Below are 14470 nucleotides of genomic sequence, written 5' to 3' on the forward strand. Positions count from 1 at the left end.
CGGCGAGACTGACCAGTTCGACGGTCGCGGAGACGCGCAGCGGCCTGCGGGTGTGCCGTGACGTCGGTGTCGGGGGCGCGGTGATGGGGTCACACTCCTGTGGTGGAGCCGGGGCGGACGATCATCAGCACGGTGACCGTGGCCCACAGCAGGTTGAAGGTGCCGGTCAGCATGGCCAGCCGCTTGATCAGCGCGGGCTCGACGCCCGTCGCCGTCGCGGCGCTCATACCGTCGCCGGACAGGCCGGCGATGACGGTCTCCTGGGCCGGGAGCACCAGCAGCGCCAGCACGAGGGCGGCGGCGCCGGTCAGGATGATGGAGACGATCAGCCAGGGAGTGCCGAGGACGTGCAGGCTCCCGGCGGTCGCGAACCCGAAGACGGGAACGGCGAGGCCGACGACGGCGTAGACGCGGCAGATGCGGTGCAGCAGCCGCACGGCGGCGGTCGCCTCGGCCCCGCCGGACGCGCCGGCGGCCCTGCGGGCCGCGGCGGGGAACATGCTGCCCGCGACGGTGACCGGGCCTACGGCGATGACCGCCGCGAGTACGTGGAGGATGAGGAGGATCTTCGTCATCGCCGGGGTGTGCTTTCGGTCTGAGGGAGGGAACGGGGTCAGGCGCTCATCGGGACGGGCCCGAGGTCACGCCACACGACACCGCGGCGCTCGTGCTCGAACAGCCGCTCGACGGCCAGCGCGACCTTCGGCCCCACCTCCCGTTCCAGCAGGTACAGCCCCAGGTCCAGGCCGGAGGTGACACCCCCGGAGGTGACCAGGTCACCGTCGTCGACGACCCGGGCCCGGATGACGTCGACGCCGCTCGCGCCGAGCACGTCCAGACCCTGGTGATGGGTGATGGCCTTGCGCCCGCCGATGAGCCCGGCCATCGAGAGGATCAGCGAGCCGCCGCACACCGTGGCCACCGTGGTGTCGGGCGCGGCCATGGCCTTGCCCAGCAGGGCCGGGAGTCCGGTGGTCAGGGTGCGGCCGAGGACGGCGGGGATCGTGTCCTCCGCATCCTCGCCGGTGGGGTCGCCCTGGCCTGCGGGGAGTGATCGGCCGGCCGCGCCGGGGACGACGATCAGATCCGCGCGGTCGGGGTCCAGGGAGGCGGCGGCCGTCAGGGAGATGGCAGGGATCCCGCTCTGGACCTCCCTGGGCCCCTCGGCGGCGACCAGTTCGGCGTTCACCCGGTCGGTGAACATCCCGGCGGCGCTGAACACCTCGAACGGTGCGATGACATCCAGCGGGTCAAAGCCATCGAAAAGGACGAATTGGGCAAGCATCGATGTCTCGTCTCTGTCGTTCCGTCACTGCCGCGCTCACGCTAGGAGAGCCGACGTGCGCGGACCACAGGCTGGATCGACATATTCCAACAGATTCTCGCCAACTCGCTGATCTGCACATTCGACTTCATAGCCACTCGTAGCGCACGCCTGCGCTCTGGCCGGAATCCGGCGTACGCTGCGCTCGTGCATACGGTGGCGATCCTGGTGCTGGATCAGACGGTGGTCTTCGACATGGCCATTCCGGTGGAGGTGTTCGGCCGGGTCCGCCTGCCGGACGGGCGCCGTCCGTATCGGGTGCAGGCCTGCGGCGCGCAGCCACACGTGCCGACCGAGACCTTCACCATCCACCCGCCGTGGGGCCTGGAGGCGCTCGCGGACGCCGACACGATCATCGTGCCCGGCTGCGGCGAGACCGCCGGACCGCCACCGGCCGACGTCCTGGAGGCACTGCGCGACGCGGCCGCGCGCGGTACGCGCATCGCCTCGATCTGCGGCGGCGCCTTCATCCTGGCCGCCACGGGCCTGCTGGACGGTCTGGCCGCGACCACACACTGGACCGCCGCGCAGCGTTTCGCCGAAATGTTCCCCAAGGTCGAGGTGCGGCCCGACGTGCTCTACGTGGACAACGGGCAGTTGCTCACCTCGGCCGGCGCGTCAGCGGGCCTGGACCTGTGCCTGCACATGGTCCGCCGCGACCTGGGCTCGGCCGTCGCGGCCGACGCCGCACGCCTGGCCGTCACGCCGCTGGAACGCGAGGGCGGCCAGGCCCAGTACATCGTCCACGAGCGTCATCCGGTGCCCCGCGGCTCGCTGCTCGAACCGACACTGGCCTGGATCGAGGACCACCTGGGGGAGGACCTCACCCTGGAGGCCATGGCCGCCCGCTGCGGCATGAGCACCCGTACCTTCAGCCGCCGCTTCCGCGAGCACACCGGCACCACGCCCCTGCAGTGGCTGCTGCGGGCCCGGGTCAGGCGGGCGCAGTACCTGCTCGAGCACACCGACCACTCCGTCGAGCGGATCGCCGCCCAGGCCGGCTTCGGATCCGCGACGGCCTTCCGCGAGCGCTTCAAGCGCGTCGCCGGCACCACCCCGCAGGCCTATCGGGCCGCCTTCCGCGGCTCCCGCTGAACGACCACGGGGTCGGGGAACCTGCGGACAGCCGTTGGCGCTGAGGATGTCTTGTGGTGAGTGCGCCGTCTACCTCGATCGTGGCTTCTCCGGCACCACGCGCCGTAACCGCAACGGGCTCGACCAGGCGCCGGCCGCTACGGATCAGGTTCAGCTCGTCGTGATCGATCGCGTACGCCTGCACGCCGAGCCGGCGATCTGCTTTTGCATGCCGCGCCTCCTGTCAGGTTTCGATGAACTCGGAGGCGGTGTGGAGCACGGCGTTCAGCAAGCCGGGGAAACAGGCGTCCAGGTCGTCACGGCGCAGGCTGAGGATGCGCTGGGAACCGCGCACCCTGACCTGGATCACCCCGGATTCGCGCAGCACCCGCTGATGGTGGGAGAACGTGGACCGGCTGATCGTCAGGCCGGCCGTCTGCTGCAGCCGGGTGCACGACGATTCCCCCACCCGGTTCAGGGCGCGCACCATCAGCAACCGCGCAGGGTCGGCCAAGGCCGCCAGAACCTTCGGTAGTCGCAGGTCGGCCGTTGCGGGGTGAGCCTCATCGATCAGCACGATGCTCCCTTAGGGCGTCGTTCTGCCATCAAGTCGACGACTATCGTACTGTTCGATATCCATCGACGTATTCGTTGACTGTCGAATCGAGGTCATGACATGGACGACAGCAAGGTGGCATTGGTCACTGGAGGTTCTCGGGGGATCGGCGCGGCCATCGTGCGCCGACTGGCGGCCGATGGCATGCGGGTGGCCTTCACCTACGCCACCAAGCGGGACCGAGCCGAGCAGGTCGTCAACGAGGTGAACGCCCATCAGGGCCACGTGCTGTGCCTGGAGGCCGATGCGGCCGATCCCGCCGTCATCGCCGGGGTGGTGGAGCACACCATGGACAGATGGGGACGGCTCGATGTCGTGGTGGCCAACGCGGGCGTGGCCCGTGCGGGAGGCATCGACACCCTTCCCGCCGAGGAGATCGATCAGATGATCGACGTGAACGTGCGCGGGGTCGTGCACACCATCCGAGCGGTCCTGCCCCACCTCCGCGACGGCGGCCGCATCGTGACGATCGGCAGCGTGAACGCCGAGCGGGCCCCCTTCGCCGGGGCGGCTGCCTATGCGATGACCAAGGCGGCCGTCGCCGGCCTGGTCCGCGGCCTGGCCCGAGATCTGGGACCCCGCCGCATCACGGTGAACAACGTCCAACCCGGCCCCACCGCCAATGACAGCATGACCGTGGACGGTCCCGCCGCCCAGGCCATGACCAAATGGTTGGCACTGCCCAGGATCGGGACGCCGGAAGAGGTCTCGGCGCTGGTCTCCTACCTCGCCGGCCCGGAGGCCGCCTTCGTCACCGGCACCAGCCTCACCATCGACGGCGGCTTCGCCGCCTAGCCGACACCGTTTCGACGACGGCGGCGCTCATCTCGGCGCTACCGGCCGCCAGGTGACGGTGAGGGTCAGCGCCCTGCGGAGCCGTCAGCGCACACGGCGCAGCGCCTCGCCGATGACCGCCACGCCGTCGTCGATGGCGGTGGGGGCGCTCGCGGCGTAGCCGAGGACGAGTCCTGGGCGGCCGGGCCTTTGCCGGTGCCAGGAGAGCGGCTGTACCTTCACCCCGCGTGCGAGCGACGCGGCGGCGAGGTCGACGTCGCTGAACCCGGTGTCGAAGGTGATCGTCAGGTGCAGGCCCGCTGCGGCGCCGTGCACCGTCGCCTCCGGTAGCCGGGCTCTGATCGCGTCGATCATGGCGTTCCGGCGACGGCGGTGGCGTCTGCGCAGCAGTCGCAGATGGCGTTCCATCTCCCCTGACTCCATCAGGCGGGCCAGCACCAGTTGCGGCAGTACGGCGTTGCCGAGGTCGGCGAACCGCTTGGCGGCCACGACGGCGTCGCGGTACCTCGGCGGCGCGAGGAACCAGCCGATCCTCAGCGCCGGAGCCAGCAGCTTGGACACGCTCCCGGCGTAGCAGACGCGCTCGCCGAGCGTCGAGCGCAGCGCCGGAACCGGAGGCCGGTCATACCGGTGCTCGGCGTCGTAGTCGTCCTCGATGATCAGGCCGCCCTCATCGACCCATCGCATCAGTTCGCGGCGCCGATCGCCACCGAGCACCACGCCGGTCGGGAACTGGTGCGCAGGAGTGAGCAGGACGGCCGGTGCGCCTGTCGCGCGCAGTGCGCCGACATCCATCCCGTCGGCATCGACTGACACCGGTGGGGTGGCCAGCCGCCGGTTGTGCAGGTGCTGGCGGGCGCCCAGCGATCCGGGATCCTCCACCGCCACTTCGCCGATCCCGGCCTCGGCGAGCACCTCCCCGAGCAGTCCGAACGCTTGGGCCGTGCCGGCGGTGATGATCACCTCTGCCGGGTCGACGAGGATCCCGCGATTGCGGGCCAGCCAGTCCGCCACGGCGGCGCGCAACGCCGGCGATCCTCGTGGGTCTCCGTACCCGAGAGCGGTGGATTCCAGGTCGGCGAGCAATGAGCGTTCGGCACGCAGCCATGCGGCCCGCGGGAAGGCGGCCAGGTCGGGCACGCCCGGTGACAGGTCGATCCGTGCCGGGGCGGCTCGCAGCGAGTCGAAGACCTCGACGCCGGGCGACGTCGTGAACACCGCGTCCGTCGGCACGGCGCCCCCCGGAACGGGCCGCGGGCGCGCCGATGGCGTCCGGCCCGGAGCGCCGACGACGATCGTCCCGCTCCGGCCGCGCCCCGCGACGTAGCCTTCTTCGTTCAGACGCTGGTAGGCCTCGGTGACGACGCCGCGGGACACGCCCAGATCCCGCGCGAGCTGCCGGCTCGCGGGCAACCTGCTTCCCACGGTCAGGCGGCCGTCGCAGATCGCCGACCGGAACCGGTCGGCGAGCCATTCGGACAGCCCGCCGGCCCGCGCGTCCTCGACGCTCAGCTGAAGGAAATCGGAGCCGGCCGTTATGGACCCCCCGAAGGAGTCTTCTTTGGACCTGTCCATCGAGCCATTGTGGCGGCAGAGTTCCGGTCACGAGAACGGCCATCACCGGAACCCATCAGGAGATCCCTCATGAGCATCGCGTTCCTGGTGACCACGCTCATCGTGGTCGCCACGCCCGGCACCGGGGCGATCTACACGTTGTCGGCGGGACTGTCGCACGGCCGTCGTGCGAGCGTCGTCGCCGCGATCGGATGCACGCTGGGCACGGTTCCCCACATGGTGGCGGCGATCACCGGCGTGGCGGCGCTACTGCACACGAGCCAGACGGCGTTCCAGCTCGTCAAGTACCTCGGGGTGGCCTACCTGCTGTCCATGGCGTGGGCCACGCTGAAGGCCACGGATCCGATCCTCTCCAAGGAGGAGACCGCGCCGCGCCCGGCGGGACGCGTGATCGCCTCCGGCGTCCTGATCAATCTCCTCAACCCCAAGCTGACGATCTTCTTCTTCGCCTTCCTGCCGCAGTTCGTCGATGCCGGCCGGCCGGGCCACGTGCTGCGGATGCTGGAGCTGAGCGCCGTCTTCATGCTGGTGACGCTCGCGGTCTTCGCCGCTTACGGTGTCTTCGCCGCCTCGGTACGGGACCACGTGGCCGCGCGGCCGCGGCTGATGGCCTGGTTGCGCAGGGGCTTCGCCGGGTCCTTCGTCGCCCTCGGCGCCAAGCTCGCCCTCGCCGCCAGATGACCGCCGACCCCACCACGGACTCGCTCATGTACTTCCAGCATTCGGACGAGATCTGGTCCGATCACCCCCAACTCGTCGCCGGCGTGCTGACGGCGACGCGGATCACCGCCGACGCGGTCGTCGAGCCTCGGATCGAGGCGTTCACCATGCTCGCCAAGGCGCGGCTCGCAGGAGGCACGGAGGCCGACCTGCCCGAGATCCAGGCCTGGCGGCGCGCTTTCTCGACGATGGGACTCAAGCCCACGCGGTATCGATGCGCCTCGGAGTCGCTGCTGCGACGCTTCCGCAAAGACGGCGCCCTGCCACGCATCCACCCGTTGGTCGACCTCTGCAACGCCGTCTCGCTCGCCTTCGCGATCCCGGTCGCCGCGCTGGACGTCGCCAGGATCTCCGGCCACCTCGAAGTCCGGCACGCGGCCGGTGACGAGAGCTACCTGACACTGTCGGGCGAGCCGGAGAGCCCGGAGCCGGGAGAGGTGACCTTCGTCGACGCCGCCGGGCACGCGCACGCCCGGCGATGGACGAACCGGCAGAGCGGTCATTCGGCCGTTCGCGCCACGACCCGTACAGTCCTGATCGTCACGGAGGCGATGCATGCCTCGGCGGCCAAGGACGTCCCGGACCTCATCGCCACACTGGCGGAGGCGCTGAGCAGCGTCTGGCCGACCACGGTGCGGACCGCGACGTTGAGCCGCTCCGCGCCGCGCTTCGACCTTCCCGTCCAGCCGAGCGGGACCGAGGACGAGACGCCACGCTGACCGGCCCGCACCGTGCGCCGGGGCACGGTGACCTGACCGGCCGTTCGGTCACCGCTCGAGGGCCGAGGGCGAGCGGCGGTGGCGCCGGTAGTGACGCGCTGCGCGGACCCGGTTGCCGCAGGCGGTGGAGCACCACTCACGGCGCGGGTGGTCCTTGCGGAAGTACAGGACGCATCCGGGGGCCAGGCAGGCGCGCAGCCGCAGCCGGTCGGGGCGGCCGAACAGGTCGACGGCCTCTTCGGCGATGGCCGACACCGCCGCGGCGGGCGCCCGGCCGCCGGCGCGGATGAGGCGGGCGGGCGTTCCGCCGGGCGTCCACGTCAGCGCCGCCCACCGGGGCACCGCACCGGCGGCCTCGTTGACGACGGCGACGGCCGCCTCCAGGTCCCGGATCGGGGCCTTCGCGGCCGGCCGGGGGTCGCCGGTGGCCTCGGACGCGAGCCGCCGCAGGGCGTCGCGCAGCCGGAGCAGCCGCCGCGTCAGGTCCCCGGCGTCCTCCGCGGTCAGGTCGTCGAGGTCGGACGCGGTCATCGGCTCGAGGCGGGGGAGGACGGCCCGCAGCCACGCCGCGGTGCCGGCGGGCCCGTCGAGCGCGTCGTGCACGCCATCGCGGTCGCCCCAGACCGTGTTCATCAGCTCGATGGGCAGCGGTTCGCCCAGCAGTGGCGCGCTCGTTCCCATGGGCGCACCCTACCGCGCTTCTAACGGAACTCCCCGCGGCCATGCGTTACACGGCCACTCCGGGGCCGCTCAGGAGTCGAAGCCGACGCCCAGGTGGTCGAGGGTGCGCAGCCACAGGTTGCGGCGGCCCTGGCGGCGGTCGGCGCGGGCGAGCGACCAGCGGGTGAGCTGGATGACGCCGTAGCGCAGCGGCTCGGGCGGGAACGGCATCGGCTTGGAACGCACCATCTCCAGCCGGGTGCGCTCGGTCTCCGCGCCGGACAGCAGGTCGAGCATGACGTCGGCGGCGAACCGCGTCGCGCCGACGCCCAGGCCCGTATAACCGGCCGCGTACGCCAGCCGGCCGCCGTACGCCGTGCCGTAGAACGCGCAGAAACGGCTGCACGTGTCGATCATGCCGCCCCAGGCGTGGCTGAACCGCACCCCCTCCAGCTGCGGGAACGTCGCGAAGAAGTGCCGGGCGAGCGTCGCGAACGTCTGCGGGCGGCGTTCCAGCTCGGACGCCACCCCGCCGCGGAAGTGGTAGATGGCGTCATAGCCGCCCCACAGGATCCGGCCGTCCGCGGTGAGCCGGTAGTAGTGGAACTGGTTCCCGGCGTCGCCGACGCCCTGGCGGTTCCGCCAGCCGATCGACGCGCGCCGGTCGGCCGGCAGCGGCTCGGTGACCAGCACGTAGTCGTACACCGGAACGGCGAAGTGCCGGAGGCGGCGCAGGGGCCCGGCGAAGGCGCCCGTGCCCACCGCGACCTTCTCGGCCTCGACGGAGCCGTACGGCGTGCGCAGCCGCAGCCGGCCGTGGTGTTCGTCCTCGACCGCATCGACCGGGGTGCGCTCGTACAGCCGGACGCCGGCCGTCAGGCACGCCTGCCGCAGTCCCCAGGCGAGCTTGGCCGGATGCACCATCGCGACGCCGTCCCGGTCCCACAGCCCACCCTGGTAGGTGGGCGAGGCGATCTCGGCCTGGACGGCGCCGGCGTCGAGGAGCTCGGCGGGGCGGCCGAGGGCGGCGGACTCCTCGGCCAGTGTCCGCAGGCCGTCGAGCTGCCAGTCCTCCGTCGCGACGCTGAGCTCACCGGTGCGCTCGAAGTCGCAGTCGATGCCGTGGCGCCGCACCGTGTCCTCGATCCCGTCGAGGTTCTCCCGGCCGAGGCGCTCGAGGACGGGCATCTCCTCGCGCCAGCGGGCCAGGCCGTTGCCGAGCCCGTGGGTGAGGCTGGCCGCGCAGAACCCGCCGTTGCGGCCGGACGCGGCGCCGCCCGCCACGTCCGCCTCGACGACGACCACGTCCAGAGCCGGATCGCGTTCCTTGGCCCGCAGCGCCGTCCACAGTCCGGTGTAACCCGCGCCGACCACGGCCAGGTCGCAGGAGGTCGGGCCGACGAGCGCGGGCACGGGTTCGGGCGCCGCCGGGTCGGCCAGCCAGTACGGCGTGGGCTCGGCCTCGGCCAGGGCCGCCAGGACGTTCATCTCCGGATCACCGCCGCCTGCGGGCGAGCACCGCGTTGCCCACCGCGAGGAGGACACCCGCCAGGAAGATGAGGGTTCCCATGACGTTGACCTGCGGTGGCAGGCCGTTCTTCTGCGCTCCCCAGATCCACAGCGGGAACGTCAGGGTGGAGCCGCTGTTGAAGCTCGTGATGATGAAGTCATCGATGGACAGCGCGAAGGCCAGCAGCCCGCCGGCCAGCACCGCCGGGAAGATCATCGGCAGGGTGACGAGCCGGAACGTCGTCCAGCCGCTCGCGCCCAGGTCCTGCGCGGCCTCCTCCACGAACGGATCGAGCGTCAGCACCCGCGCCCGTACCGTGACCGCCACGAACGACAGCGAGAACATGATGTGCGAGACGAGGATCGTCAGGTAGCCGCGGCCCACGCCGAGCTGGACGAAGAACGACAGCAGGGACGCGCCCATCACCGTCTCCGGCGCGGAGATCGCCGCGAACTGCACGAGGTTCAGCGCGCCCTGCCCGCGGAACCGGAACCGTCCCAGGGCCAGGCCGATCAGCGTGCCGAGGACCGTCGCGCCGAGCGCCGCCAGGACCGCGATCGTGAGGGAGTTCACCAGCGCCGTCGTCAGGTCCGGCACCGCGAACAGCCTGCCGTACCACTTGAACGTGAAGCCCTGCCACGTCAGGTTCAGGCGCCCCTTGGCGTTGTTGAACCCGAACGCGATCATCACGGCGATCGGCAGGCACAGCCAGGCGATGATCAGCCAGGTGTAGGCGTACAGGACCCGGTCGCCCCAGCCGCGCCGGCCCCGCCCTGCCCGGACGGCGGGCCCGGCCTGCGTCATGGTGGAAGTCGTCATCGGGCCGCCACCTCCAGCACGTCCTCGGTGCCCAGCGCCCGCGCGTACGCGAAGATCCCGATCAGCAGGATCGCCATCAGCGCGAACGACAGCGCCGCGGCCTGGGGGTAGTCGTTGTTCACCAGGTAGAGGTTCTGGATGACGTTGCCGATCATCGTGTTGTTGGTGCCGCCGAGCACCGTCGCGTTGACGTAGTCGGCGCTGACCGGGACGAACGTCATGAGCACGCCCGCGAACACCCCCGGCACCGACAGCGGCAGCACCACCCGCAGGAACGCCTGCGCCCGGCCCGCGTACAGGTCCTGCGCCGCTTCGATCAGCCGCGGGTCCACGCGCTCCAGCGCCACGTAGATCGGCAGCACCATGAACGGCAGATAGTTGTAGGTGAGGCCGGCCACGACGGCGAAGCCGGTGGCGAGCACGTGGAAGTCCTGCGGCAGCAGCCCGGCGTTCTTCAGAGGGCCCAGGACGATGCCGTCATCGGCCAGCAGGAACTTCCAGGAGAACGTCCGCAGCACGAACGACACGAAGAACGGCAGCAACATCAGGAACAGGAACGTCGACTTGCGGCTGCCGCCGCGGAAGGCGATCCAGTACGCGGCCGGGTAGGCGAGCAGCACGCACGCCGCCGTCGCCAGCAGCCCGTACACCAGGGACCGGATCAGCTGGTCGTCGTAGGCCGAGAGGCTGTCGGTGTAGTTCTGCCAGTGCCAGGTGAGCTGGAAGCCGTTGACGACGTCGCCCTGCATGAGCGAGAACGACAGCATCACGACCATCGGCAGCACGAAGAAGATCGCGAGCCAGAGCCCACCGGGCAGGACCAGCAGGTACGGCGCGAGACGTCTGCGCATCGGTCACCCCGCCGTGATCTGCTGGAAGACCGCGTTGTACTGCTGCTCCTCCGCCGTGGTCATCTTCCGGTAGTGGTGCAGCCGGGCGTAGTCGGCGTCGGAGGGGAAGATCAGCGGGCTGTCCGCCAGGGTCTGCAGCGTCTTCTTCCGCGAGCCGGTGGCCTTGGCGGCCTCGGCCGCCAGGACGTCCTTGGCGCCCGGGACCGGGGTGACGTAGCTGACGATCTCGGCGAGCTGGGCGGCGACGTCCGGCCGGTAGAAGTAGTCCAGCAGCGTGAGGGCGTCGACGGGGTTCTCGGCGGTCTTGGGGATCGTCAGGTTGTCGGTCCAGATCGTGCCGCCCTCCTTCGGGATGACGAACTTCAGGTTCGACCCCTCCGAGAGGTTCTGCTGGAAGATGTCGCCGGAGTACGCCATGGACAGCCAGATGTCGCCGCGGGTGAGCGCGTCGATGTAGTCCTGGTCGAAGTACTTGCGGACGATCCCCTGGTCCCGCTGCTCCTTCAGCTTGGCGCCGGCCTTCTTCCAGTCGTCCGGCGTGGACCGCTCCGGGTTGACGCCGACCGCCATCATCCCGAAGTTGCCGATCTCCTGGACGTCGGACAGCATCCCGACCTTGCCCTTGAACTTCGGGTCCCACAGGTCGGCGAGGCTGGTGATCTCCCGGCCGGTCTTCGTCGGGTCGTAGGCGATCCCGGTGATCCCGGTCTGGTAGGGGACGCTGTAGACGTTGCCCGGGTCGAAGGACTCGTTCTTGTACGCGGCGCCGGCGTTCTTGGTGAAGTTCGGCATCTTGGAATGGTCCAGCGGCACGAGGTAGCCGAGCTCGGTGAGCTTGGTGAACGACACGCCGTTGGTAATGACCATCAGGTCGTAGCCGATCGACTGGTTCGCCTGCAGCTGCGGCTGGATCTTGCCGAACCACGACGGGTCGTCCTGGATGACCTCCCGGTAGGTCACCGAGATGCCGGTCTCCTTGGTGAACTGCTTCAGCGGGGTACGGCCCTTGTCCATGTACAGCGGCCAGTTGGCGAAGTTCACGTGGCCGTGCTTGGTCTTGCCGTTCCAGTACTTCTGGACGTCGCTCTGCTTGGCCGGGGCGGCCTTGGTGCCCTTGACGCCGCAGGCGGCCAGGCCGAGGCCGGCGCCCGCCAGCCCGAACATCCGCAGGACGTCGCGCCGGCTCCGTGTCATGCCGCGCAGGAGCCGGGGGTCGATCTCGTTCATGCTGCTCCGATCGCGTAGGAGTGGCGGGGCTCCCAGGAGAGCCAGACGGTGTCCCCGGACGCGGCGACGTCGTCCGCGGAGGAGGCGTTCTGCACGAAGACCACGACCTCGGCGCCGGTGGACGTACGGACCGTGTAGTTCGTGAACGTGCCGAGGTAGACGACCTCGGTGACGGTGCCGCGCAGCGCGCAGTCCTCCTCGTCCGGAGGGTGCAGCCCGATGCCGATCTTCTCGGGCCGTACGGTGAGCTCGACGGTCCCGCCGGCCTCCGCAGCGGCACCGGGGATCAGGATCCGCTCGCCGGGTCCCGGCTCGATGACGGCCGTGTCGCCGTCGGTACGGGCGACGGTGCCGGACAGCACGTTCGAGGTGCCGATGAAGCCGGCGACGAACGCGGTGGCGGGCCGCTCGTAGACCTGCCGCGGCGGGCCGAGCTGCTCGATCACGCCCTCGTTCATGACCGCGATGCGGTCCGACATCGTCAGTGCCTCGCCCTGGTCGTGGGTGACGTAGACGAAGGTGATGCCGACCTCGCGCTGGATGCGCTTGAGCTCGACCTGCATCGCCTGGCGCAGCTTCAGGTCCAGCGCGCCGAGCGGCTCGTCCAGCAGCAGCGCCCGCGGGCGGTTGACCAGCGCGCGTGCCAGCGCGACCCGCTGCTGCTGGCCGCCGGACAGCTCGCGCGGCCGGCGCTTCTCCCGGCCGGCGAGGTCCACGATCTCCAGCATCTCCCCGACGCGGCGGGTGACCTCGTCCTTGGGGGTGTTCTTGCGGCGCAGCCCGAACGCGACGTTCTCGAACACGCTCATGTGCGGGAACAGCGCGTAGGACTGGAAGACCATGTTGACGTCGCGGCGGTTGGGCGGCACGCCGACGACGTCGCCGCCGTGCAGGATGATCTGTCCCTCGGTGGGCTCGTCGAACCCGGCGATCATCCGCATCGTCGTCGTCTTGCCGCACCCGGACGGGCCCAGGAGGGAGAAGAACTCGCCTTCGGCGATGGTCAGGTCGACGCCCCGGACGGCGGTGACCGTCTCGCCGTGGGACTGGAAGCTCTTGACGACGCCGCGCAGCTCGATCGCGGCGACCTTCGCGGCGGTGGCGGCCTCGGTCTCGCGCAGCTCGGTCATTCCCCGGCTCCGATGTAGCTCATGACGTGCTTGATCCGCGTGTAGTCCTCGAAGCCGTACATCGACAGGTCCTTGCCGTAGCCGGAGTGCTTGAAGCCGCCGTGCGGCATCTCGGAGACGAAGGGGATGTGGGTGTTGATCCACACGGCGCCGAAGTCGAGTCGCTTGGACATCCGCATCGCCCGCCCGTGGTCGCGGGTCCACACGCTGGCGGCCAGCGCGTACGGCACGCCGTTGGCCATGCTGATCGCCTCGTCCTCGTCGGCGACGCGCTGGACGGTGATGACCGGGCCGAAGATCTCGCTCTGGATCATCTCGTCGTCCTGGCGCAGGCCGGTGACCACGGTCGGGGCGTAGAAGTAGCCGCGGTCGCCGACGCGTCCGCCGCCGGCCACGACCTCGGCGTGGGCGGGCGCCCGGTCGAGGAATCCGGTGACGCGGTCGAGCTGGTTCGCGTTGTTCAGCGGGCCGTAGAAGGCGTCCTCGTCGCTCGGCGGGCCGACCCTCGTGGCCTTGGCCCGCTCGGCGAGCGCGGCGACCAGGTCGTCGTAGACGCCGGGCGTGGCCAGGACCCGGGTGGCGGCGGTGCAGTCCTGGCCGGCGTTGAAGTACCCGGCCTCGGCGATGCCCTGCGCGGTCTTGGCCACGTCGGCGTCGTCGAAGACGAGCACCGGGGCCTTGCCGCCCAGTTCGAGGTGGACCTTCTTCAGCGAGCCGGCGGCCTGCCGGGCGACCTGCATGCCCGCCCGTACCGAGCCGGTGACCGAGATCATCTGCGGGATCGGGTGGCCGACCAGTTCGCGGCCGGTGTCCCGGTCGCCGCAGACGACGTTGAGCACGCCCGGCGGCAGGAACTCCGCGGCGATCTCGGCGAGCATGAGCGTGGTGACCGGCGTGGTGTCGGACGGTTTGAGCACGACCGTGTTGCCCGCCGCCAGCGCCGGCGCGATCTTCCAGGTCGCCATGACCATCGGGTAGTTCCACGGCGTGACCTGCGCGCAGACGCCGATCGGCTCGCGGCGGATCATGGAGGTGTGGTCGGTCATGTACTCCCCGGCCGAGCGTCCCTCCAGCAGCCGGGCGCAGCCGGCGAAGAACCGGAACTCGTCGGCCATGGGGCCGACCTCCTCGTCCCGGGTGAGCTGCAGCGGCTTGCCGGTGTTGCGGCACTCGGCCCGGACGAGGTCCTCGGCCCGGGCCTCGATGGCGTCGGCGATCCGTAGCAGAGCCAGGCTCCGCTCGCCGGGCGTGGCGTCGCGCCACTGTTCGAACGCCGCGGCGGCGGCGGTCATCGCCGCGTCGACGTCCGCGGGCCCCGACAGCGGCGCCTGGGCGTACGTCTCGCCGGTGCTGGGATCGATCACGTCGGACGTGCGGCCGTCCTTGGCATCGACGTGCTCGCCGCCCACGAAGTTCCGCAAGGTCACGGTCGGCCTCCGGGGTCTACAGG

General features: G+C 70.8%; 15 protein-coding genes. 4 read left to right on the forward strand and 11 right to left on the reverse strand.

Annotated elements, in window-relative coordinates; all coding sequences use genetic code 11:
- Positions 1 to 89 precede the first annotated feature (89 nt).
- Both NE234_RS26575 and NE234_RS26580 read right to left on the reverse strand, forming a co-directional pair.
- Complete coding sequence (locus NE234_RS26575; RefSeq protein ID WP_252783377.1) at positions 90 to 575, reverse strand: hypothetical protein; 486 nt, start codon at positions 573 to 575, stop codon at positions 90 to 92.
- A 38-nt stretch (positions 576 to 613) separates the two neighbouring features.
- Entirely contained in the window at positions 614 to 1285 is a 672-nt protein-coding gene (locus NE234_RS26580) for a DJ-1/PfpI family protein (protein WP_252783378.1), read from the reverse strand.
- A gap of 186 nt (positions 1286 to 1471) precedes the next feature.
- Here NE234_RS26580 and NE234_RS26585 point away from each other — a divergent pair, with 186 nt between their 5' ends.
- Positions 1472 to 2419 carry a GlxA family transcriptional regulator gene (locus NE234_RS26585; protein ID WP_252783379.1) on the forward strand — a complete coding sequence of 316 codons (948 nt, stop codon included), beginning with the start codon at positions 1472 to 1474 and terminating at the stop codon, positions 2417 to 2419.
- Between the two features lie 223 nt (positions 2420 to 2642).
- Here NE234_RS26585 and NE234_RS26590 read toward each other — a convergent pair whose 3' ends face one another.
- On the reverse strand, positions 2643 to 2975 hold the full coding sequence (locus NE234_RS26590; protein WP_252783380.1) for an ArsR/SmtB family transcription factor: 333 nt from the start codon (positions 2973 to 2975) through the stop codon (positions 2643 to 2645).
- Between the two features lie 99 nt (positions 2976 to 3074).
- On the opposite strand from NE234_RS26590, the gene NE234_RS26595 reads away from it, so the two are divergent.
- Positions 3075 to 3809, forward strand: a complete 735-nt coding sequence (locus NE234_RS26595) for an SDR family oxidoreductase (protein ID WP_252783381.1) — start codon at positions 3075 to 3077, stop codon at positions 3807 to 3809.
- A gap of 84 nt (positions 3810 to 3893) precedes the next feature.
- Here the strand turns inward: NE234_RS26595 and pdxR are convergent, their stop codons facing one another.
- A complete protein-coding gene (pdxR, locus tag NE234_RS26600; protein ID WP_252783382.1) occupies positions 3894 to 5384 on the reverse strand; it encodes a MocR-like pyridoxine biosynthesis transcription factor PdxR in 1491 nt (496 codons plus the stop codon).
- 69 nt (positions 5385 to 5453) lie between these two features.
- Here pdxR and NE234_RS26605 point away from each other — a divergent pair, with 69 nt between their 5' ends.
- Positions 5454 to 6065: a LysE family translocator gene (locus NE234_RS26605; RefSeq protein ID WP_252783383.1), complete on the forward strand. Its 612-nt coding sequence runs from the start codon at positions 5454 to 5456 to the stop codon at positions 6063 to 6065.
- Entirely contained in the window at positions 6062 to 6823 is a 762-nt protein-coding gene (locus tag NE234_RS26610) for a B3/B4 domain-containing protein (protein ID WP_252783384.1), read from the forward strand. Before NE234_RS26605 ends, NE234_RS26610 begins: the two co-directional genes overlap by 4 nt.
- Positions 6824 to 6871: 48 nt before the next feature.
- On the opposite strand, the gene NE234_RS26615 is transcribed toward NE234_RS26610, so the two are convergent.
- The 7 genes from NE234_RS26615 to NE234_RS26645 form a co-directional block, all read right to left on the reverse strand.
- Positions 6872 to 7504 carry an ABATE domain-containing protein gene (locus tag NE234_RS26615; RefSeq protein WP_252783385.1) on the reverse strand — a complete coding sequence of 211 codons (633 nt, stop codon included), beginning with the start codon at positions 7502 to 7504 and terminating at the stop codon, positions 6872 to 6874.
- Positions 7505 to 7573: 69 nt separating this feature from the next.
- Positions 7574 to 8971 carry an NAD(P)/FAD-dependent oxidoreductase gene (locus NE234_RS26620; protein WP_252783386.1) on the reverse strand — a complete coding sequence of 466 codons (1398 nt, stop codon included), beginning with the start codon at positions 8969 to 8971 and terminating at the stop codon, positions 7574 to 7576.
- A gap of 7 nt (positions 8972 to 8978) precedes the next feature.
- Positions 8979 to 9812, reverse strand: a complete 834-nt coding sequence (locus NE234_RS26625) for an ABC transporter permease (RefSeq protein ID WP_252783387.1) — start codon at positions 9810 to 9812, stop codon at positions 8979 to 8981.
- Entirely contained in the window at positions 9809 to 10663 is an 855-nt protein-coding gene (locus NE234_RS26630; RefSeq protein WP_252783388.1) for an ABC transporter permease, read from the reverse strand. Before NE234_RS26630 ends, NE234_RS26625 begins: the two co-directional genes overlap by 4 nt.
- Positions 10664 to 10666: 3 nt before the next feature.
- Complete coding sequence (locus tag NE234_RS26635) at positions 10667 to 11890, reverse strand: polyamine ABC transporter substrate-binding protein (protein ID WP_252783389.1); 1224 nt, start codon at positions 11888 to 11890, stop codon at positions 10667 to 10669.
- Complete coding sequence (locus tag NE234_RS26640; RefSeq protein ID WP_252783390.1) at positions 11887 to 13020, reverse strand: ABC transporter ATP-binding protein; 1134 nt, start codon at positions 13018 to 13020, stop codon at positions 11887 to 11889. The genes NE234_RS26635 and NE234_RS26640 overlap by 4 nt, the downstream gene beginning before the upstream one ends.
- Positions 13017 to 14447: a gamma-aminobutyraldehyde dehydrogenase gene (locus tag NE234_RS26645; RefSeq protein ID WP_252783391.1), complete on the reverse strand. Its 1431-nt coding sequence runs from the start codon at positions 14445 to 14447 to the stop codon at positions 13017 to 13019. Before NE234_RS26645 ends, NE234_RS26640 begins: the two co-directional genes overlap by 4 nt.
- Positions 14448 to 14470: the final 23 nt, after the last annotated feature.

Source organism: Actinoallomurus rhizosphaericola, assembly GCF_024055675.1.
GTDB classification, from domain to species: domain Bacteria; phylum Actinomycetota; class Actinomycetes; order Streptosporangiales; family Streptosporangiaceae; genus Actinoallomurus; species Actinoallomurus soli.

Bases quoted from the DNA above. Each gene is read 5' to 3' on its own strand.
- NE234_RS26620 (WP_252783386.1), bottom strand. From the start codon at position 8,971: ATGAACGTCCTGGCGGCCCTGGCCGAGGCCGAGCCCACGCCGTACTGG.
- NE234_RS26635 (WP_252783389.1), bottom strand. From the start codon at position 11,890: ATGAACGAGATCGACCCCCGGCTCCTGCGCGGCATGACACGGAGCCGG.
- NE234_RS26595 (WP_252783381.1), top strand. From the start codon at position 3,075: ATGGACGACAGCAAGGTGGCATTGGTCACTGGAGGTTCTCGGGGGATC.
- NE234_RS26605 (WP_252783383.1), top strand. From the start codon at position 5,454: ATGAGCATCGCGTTCCTGGTGACCACGCTCATCGTGGTCGCCACGCCC.
- NE234_RS26610 (WP_252783384.1), top strand. From the start codon at position 6,062: ATGACCGCCGACCCCACCACGGACTCGCTCATGTACTTCCAGCATTCG.
- NE234_RS26615 (WP_252783385.1), bottom strand. From the start codon at position 7,504: ATGGGAACGAGCGCGCCACTGCTGGGCGAACCGCTGCCCATCGAGCTG.
- pdxR (WP_252783382.1), bottom strand. From the start codon at position 5,384: ATGGACAGGTCCAAAGAAGACTCCTTCGGGGGGTCCATAACGGCCGGC.
- NE234_RS26640 (WP_252783390.1), bottom strand. From the start codon at position 13,020: ATGACCGAGCTGCGCGAGACCGAGGCCGCCACCGCCGCGAAGGTCGCC.
- NE234_RS26575 (WP_252783377.1), bottom strand. From the start codon at position 575: ATGACGAAGATCCTCCTCATCCTCCACGTACTCGCGGCGGTCATCGCC.
- NE234_RS26625 (WP_252783387.1), bottom strand. From the start codon at position 9,812: ATGACGACTTCCACCATGACGCAGGCCGGGCCCGCCGTCCGGGCAGGG.
- NE234_RS26630 (WP_252783388.1), bottom strand. From the start codon at position 10,663: ATGCGCAGACGTCTCGCGCCGTACCTGCTGGTCCTGCCCGGTGGGCTC.
- NE234_RS26580 (WP_252783378.1), bottom strand. From the start codon at position 1,285: ATGCTTGCCCAATTCGTCCTTTTCGATGGCTTTGACCCGCTGGATGTC.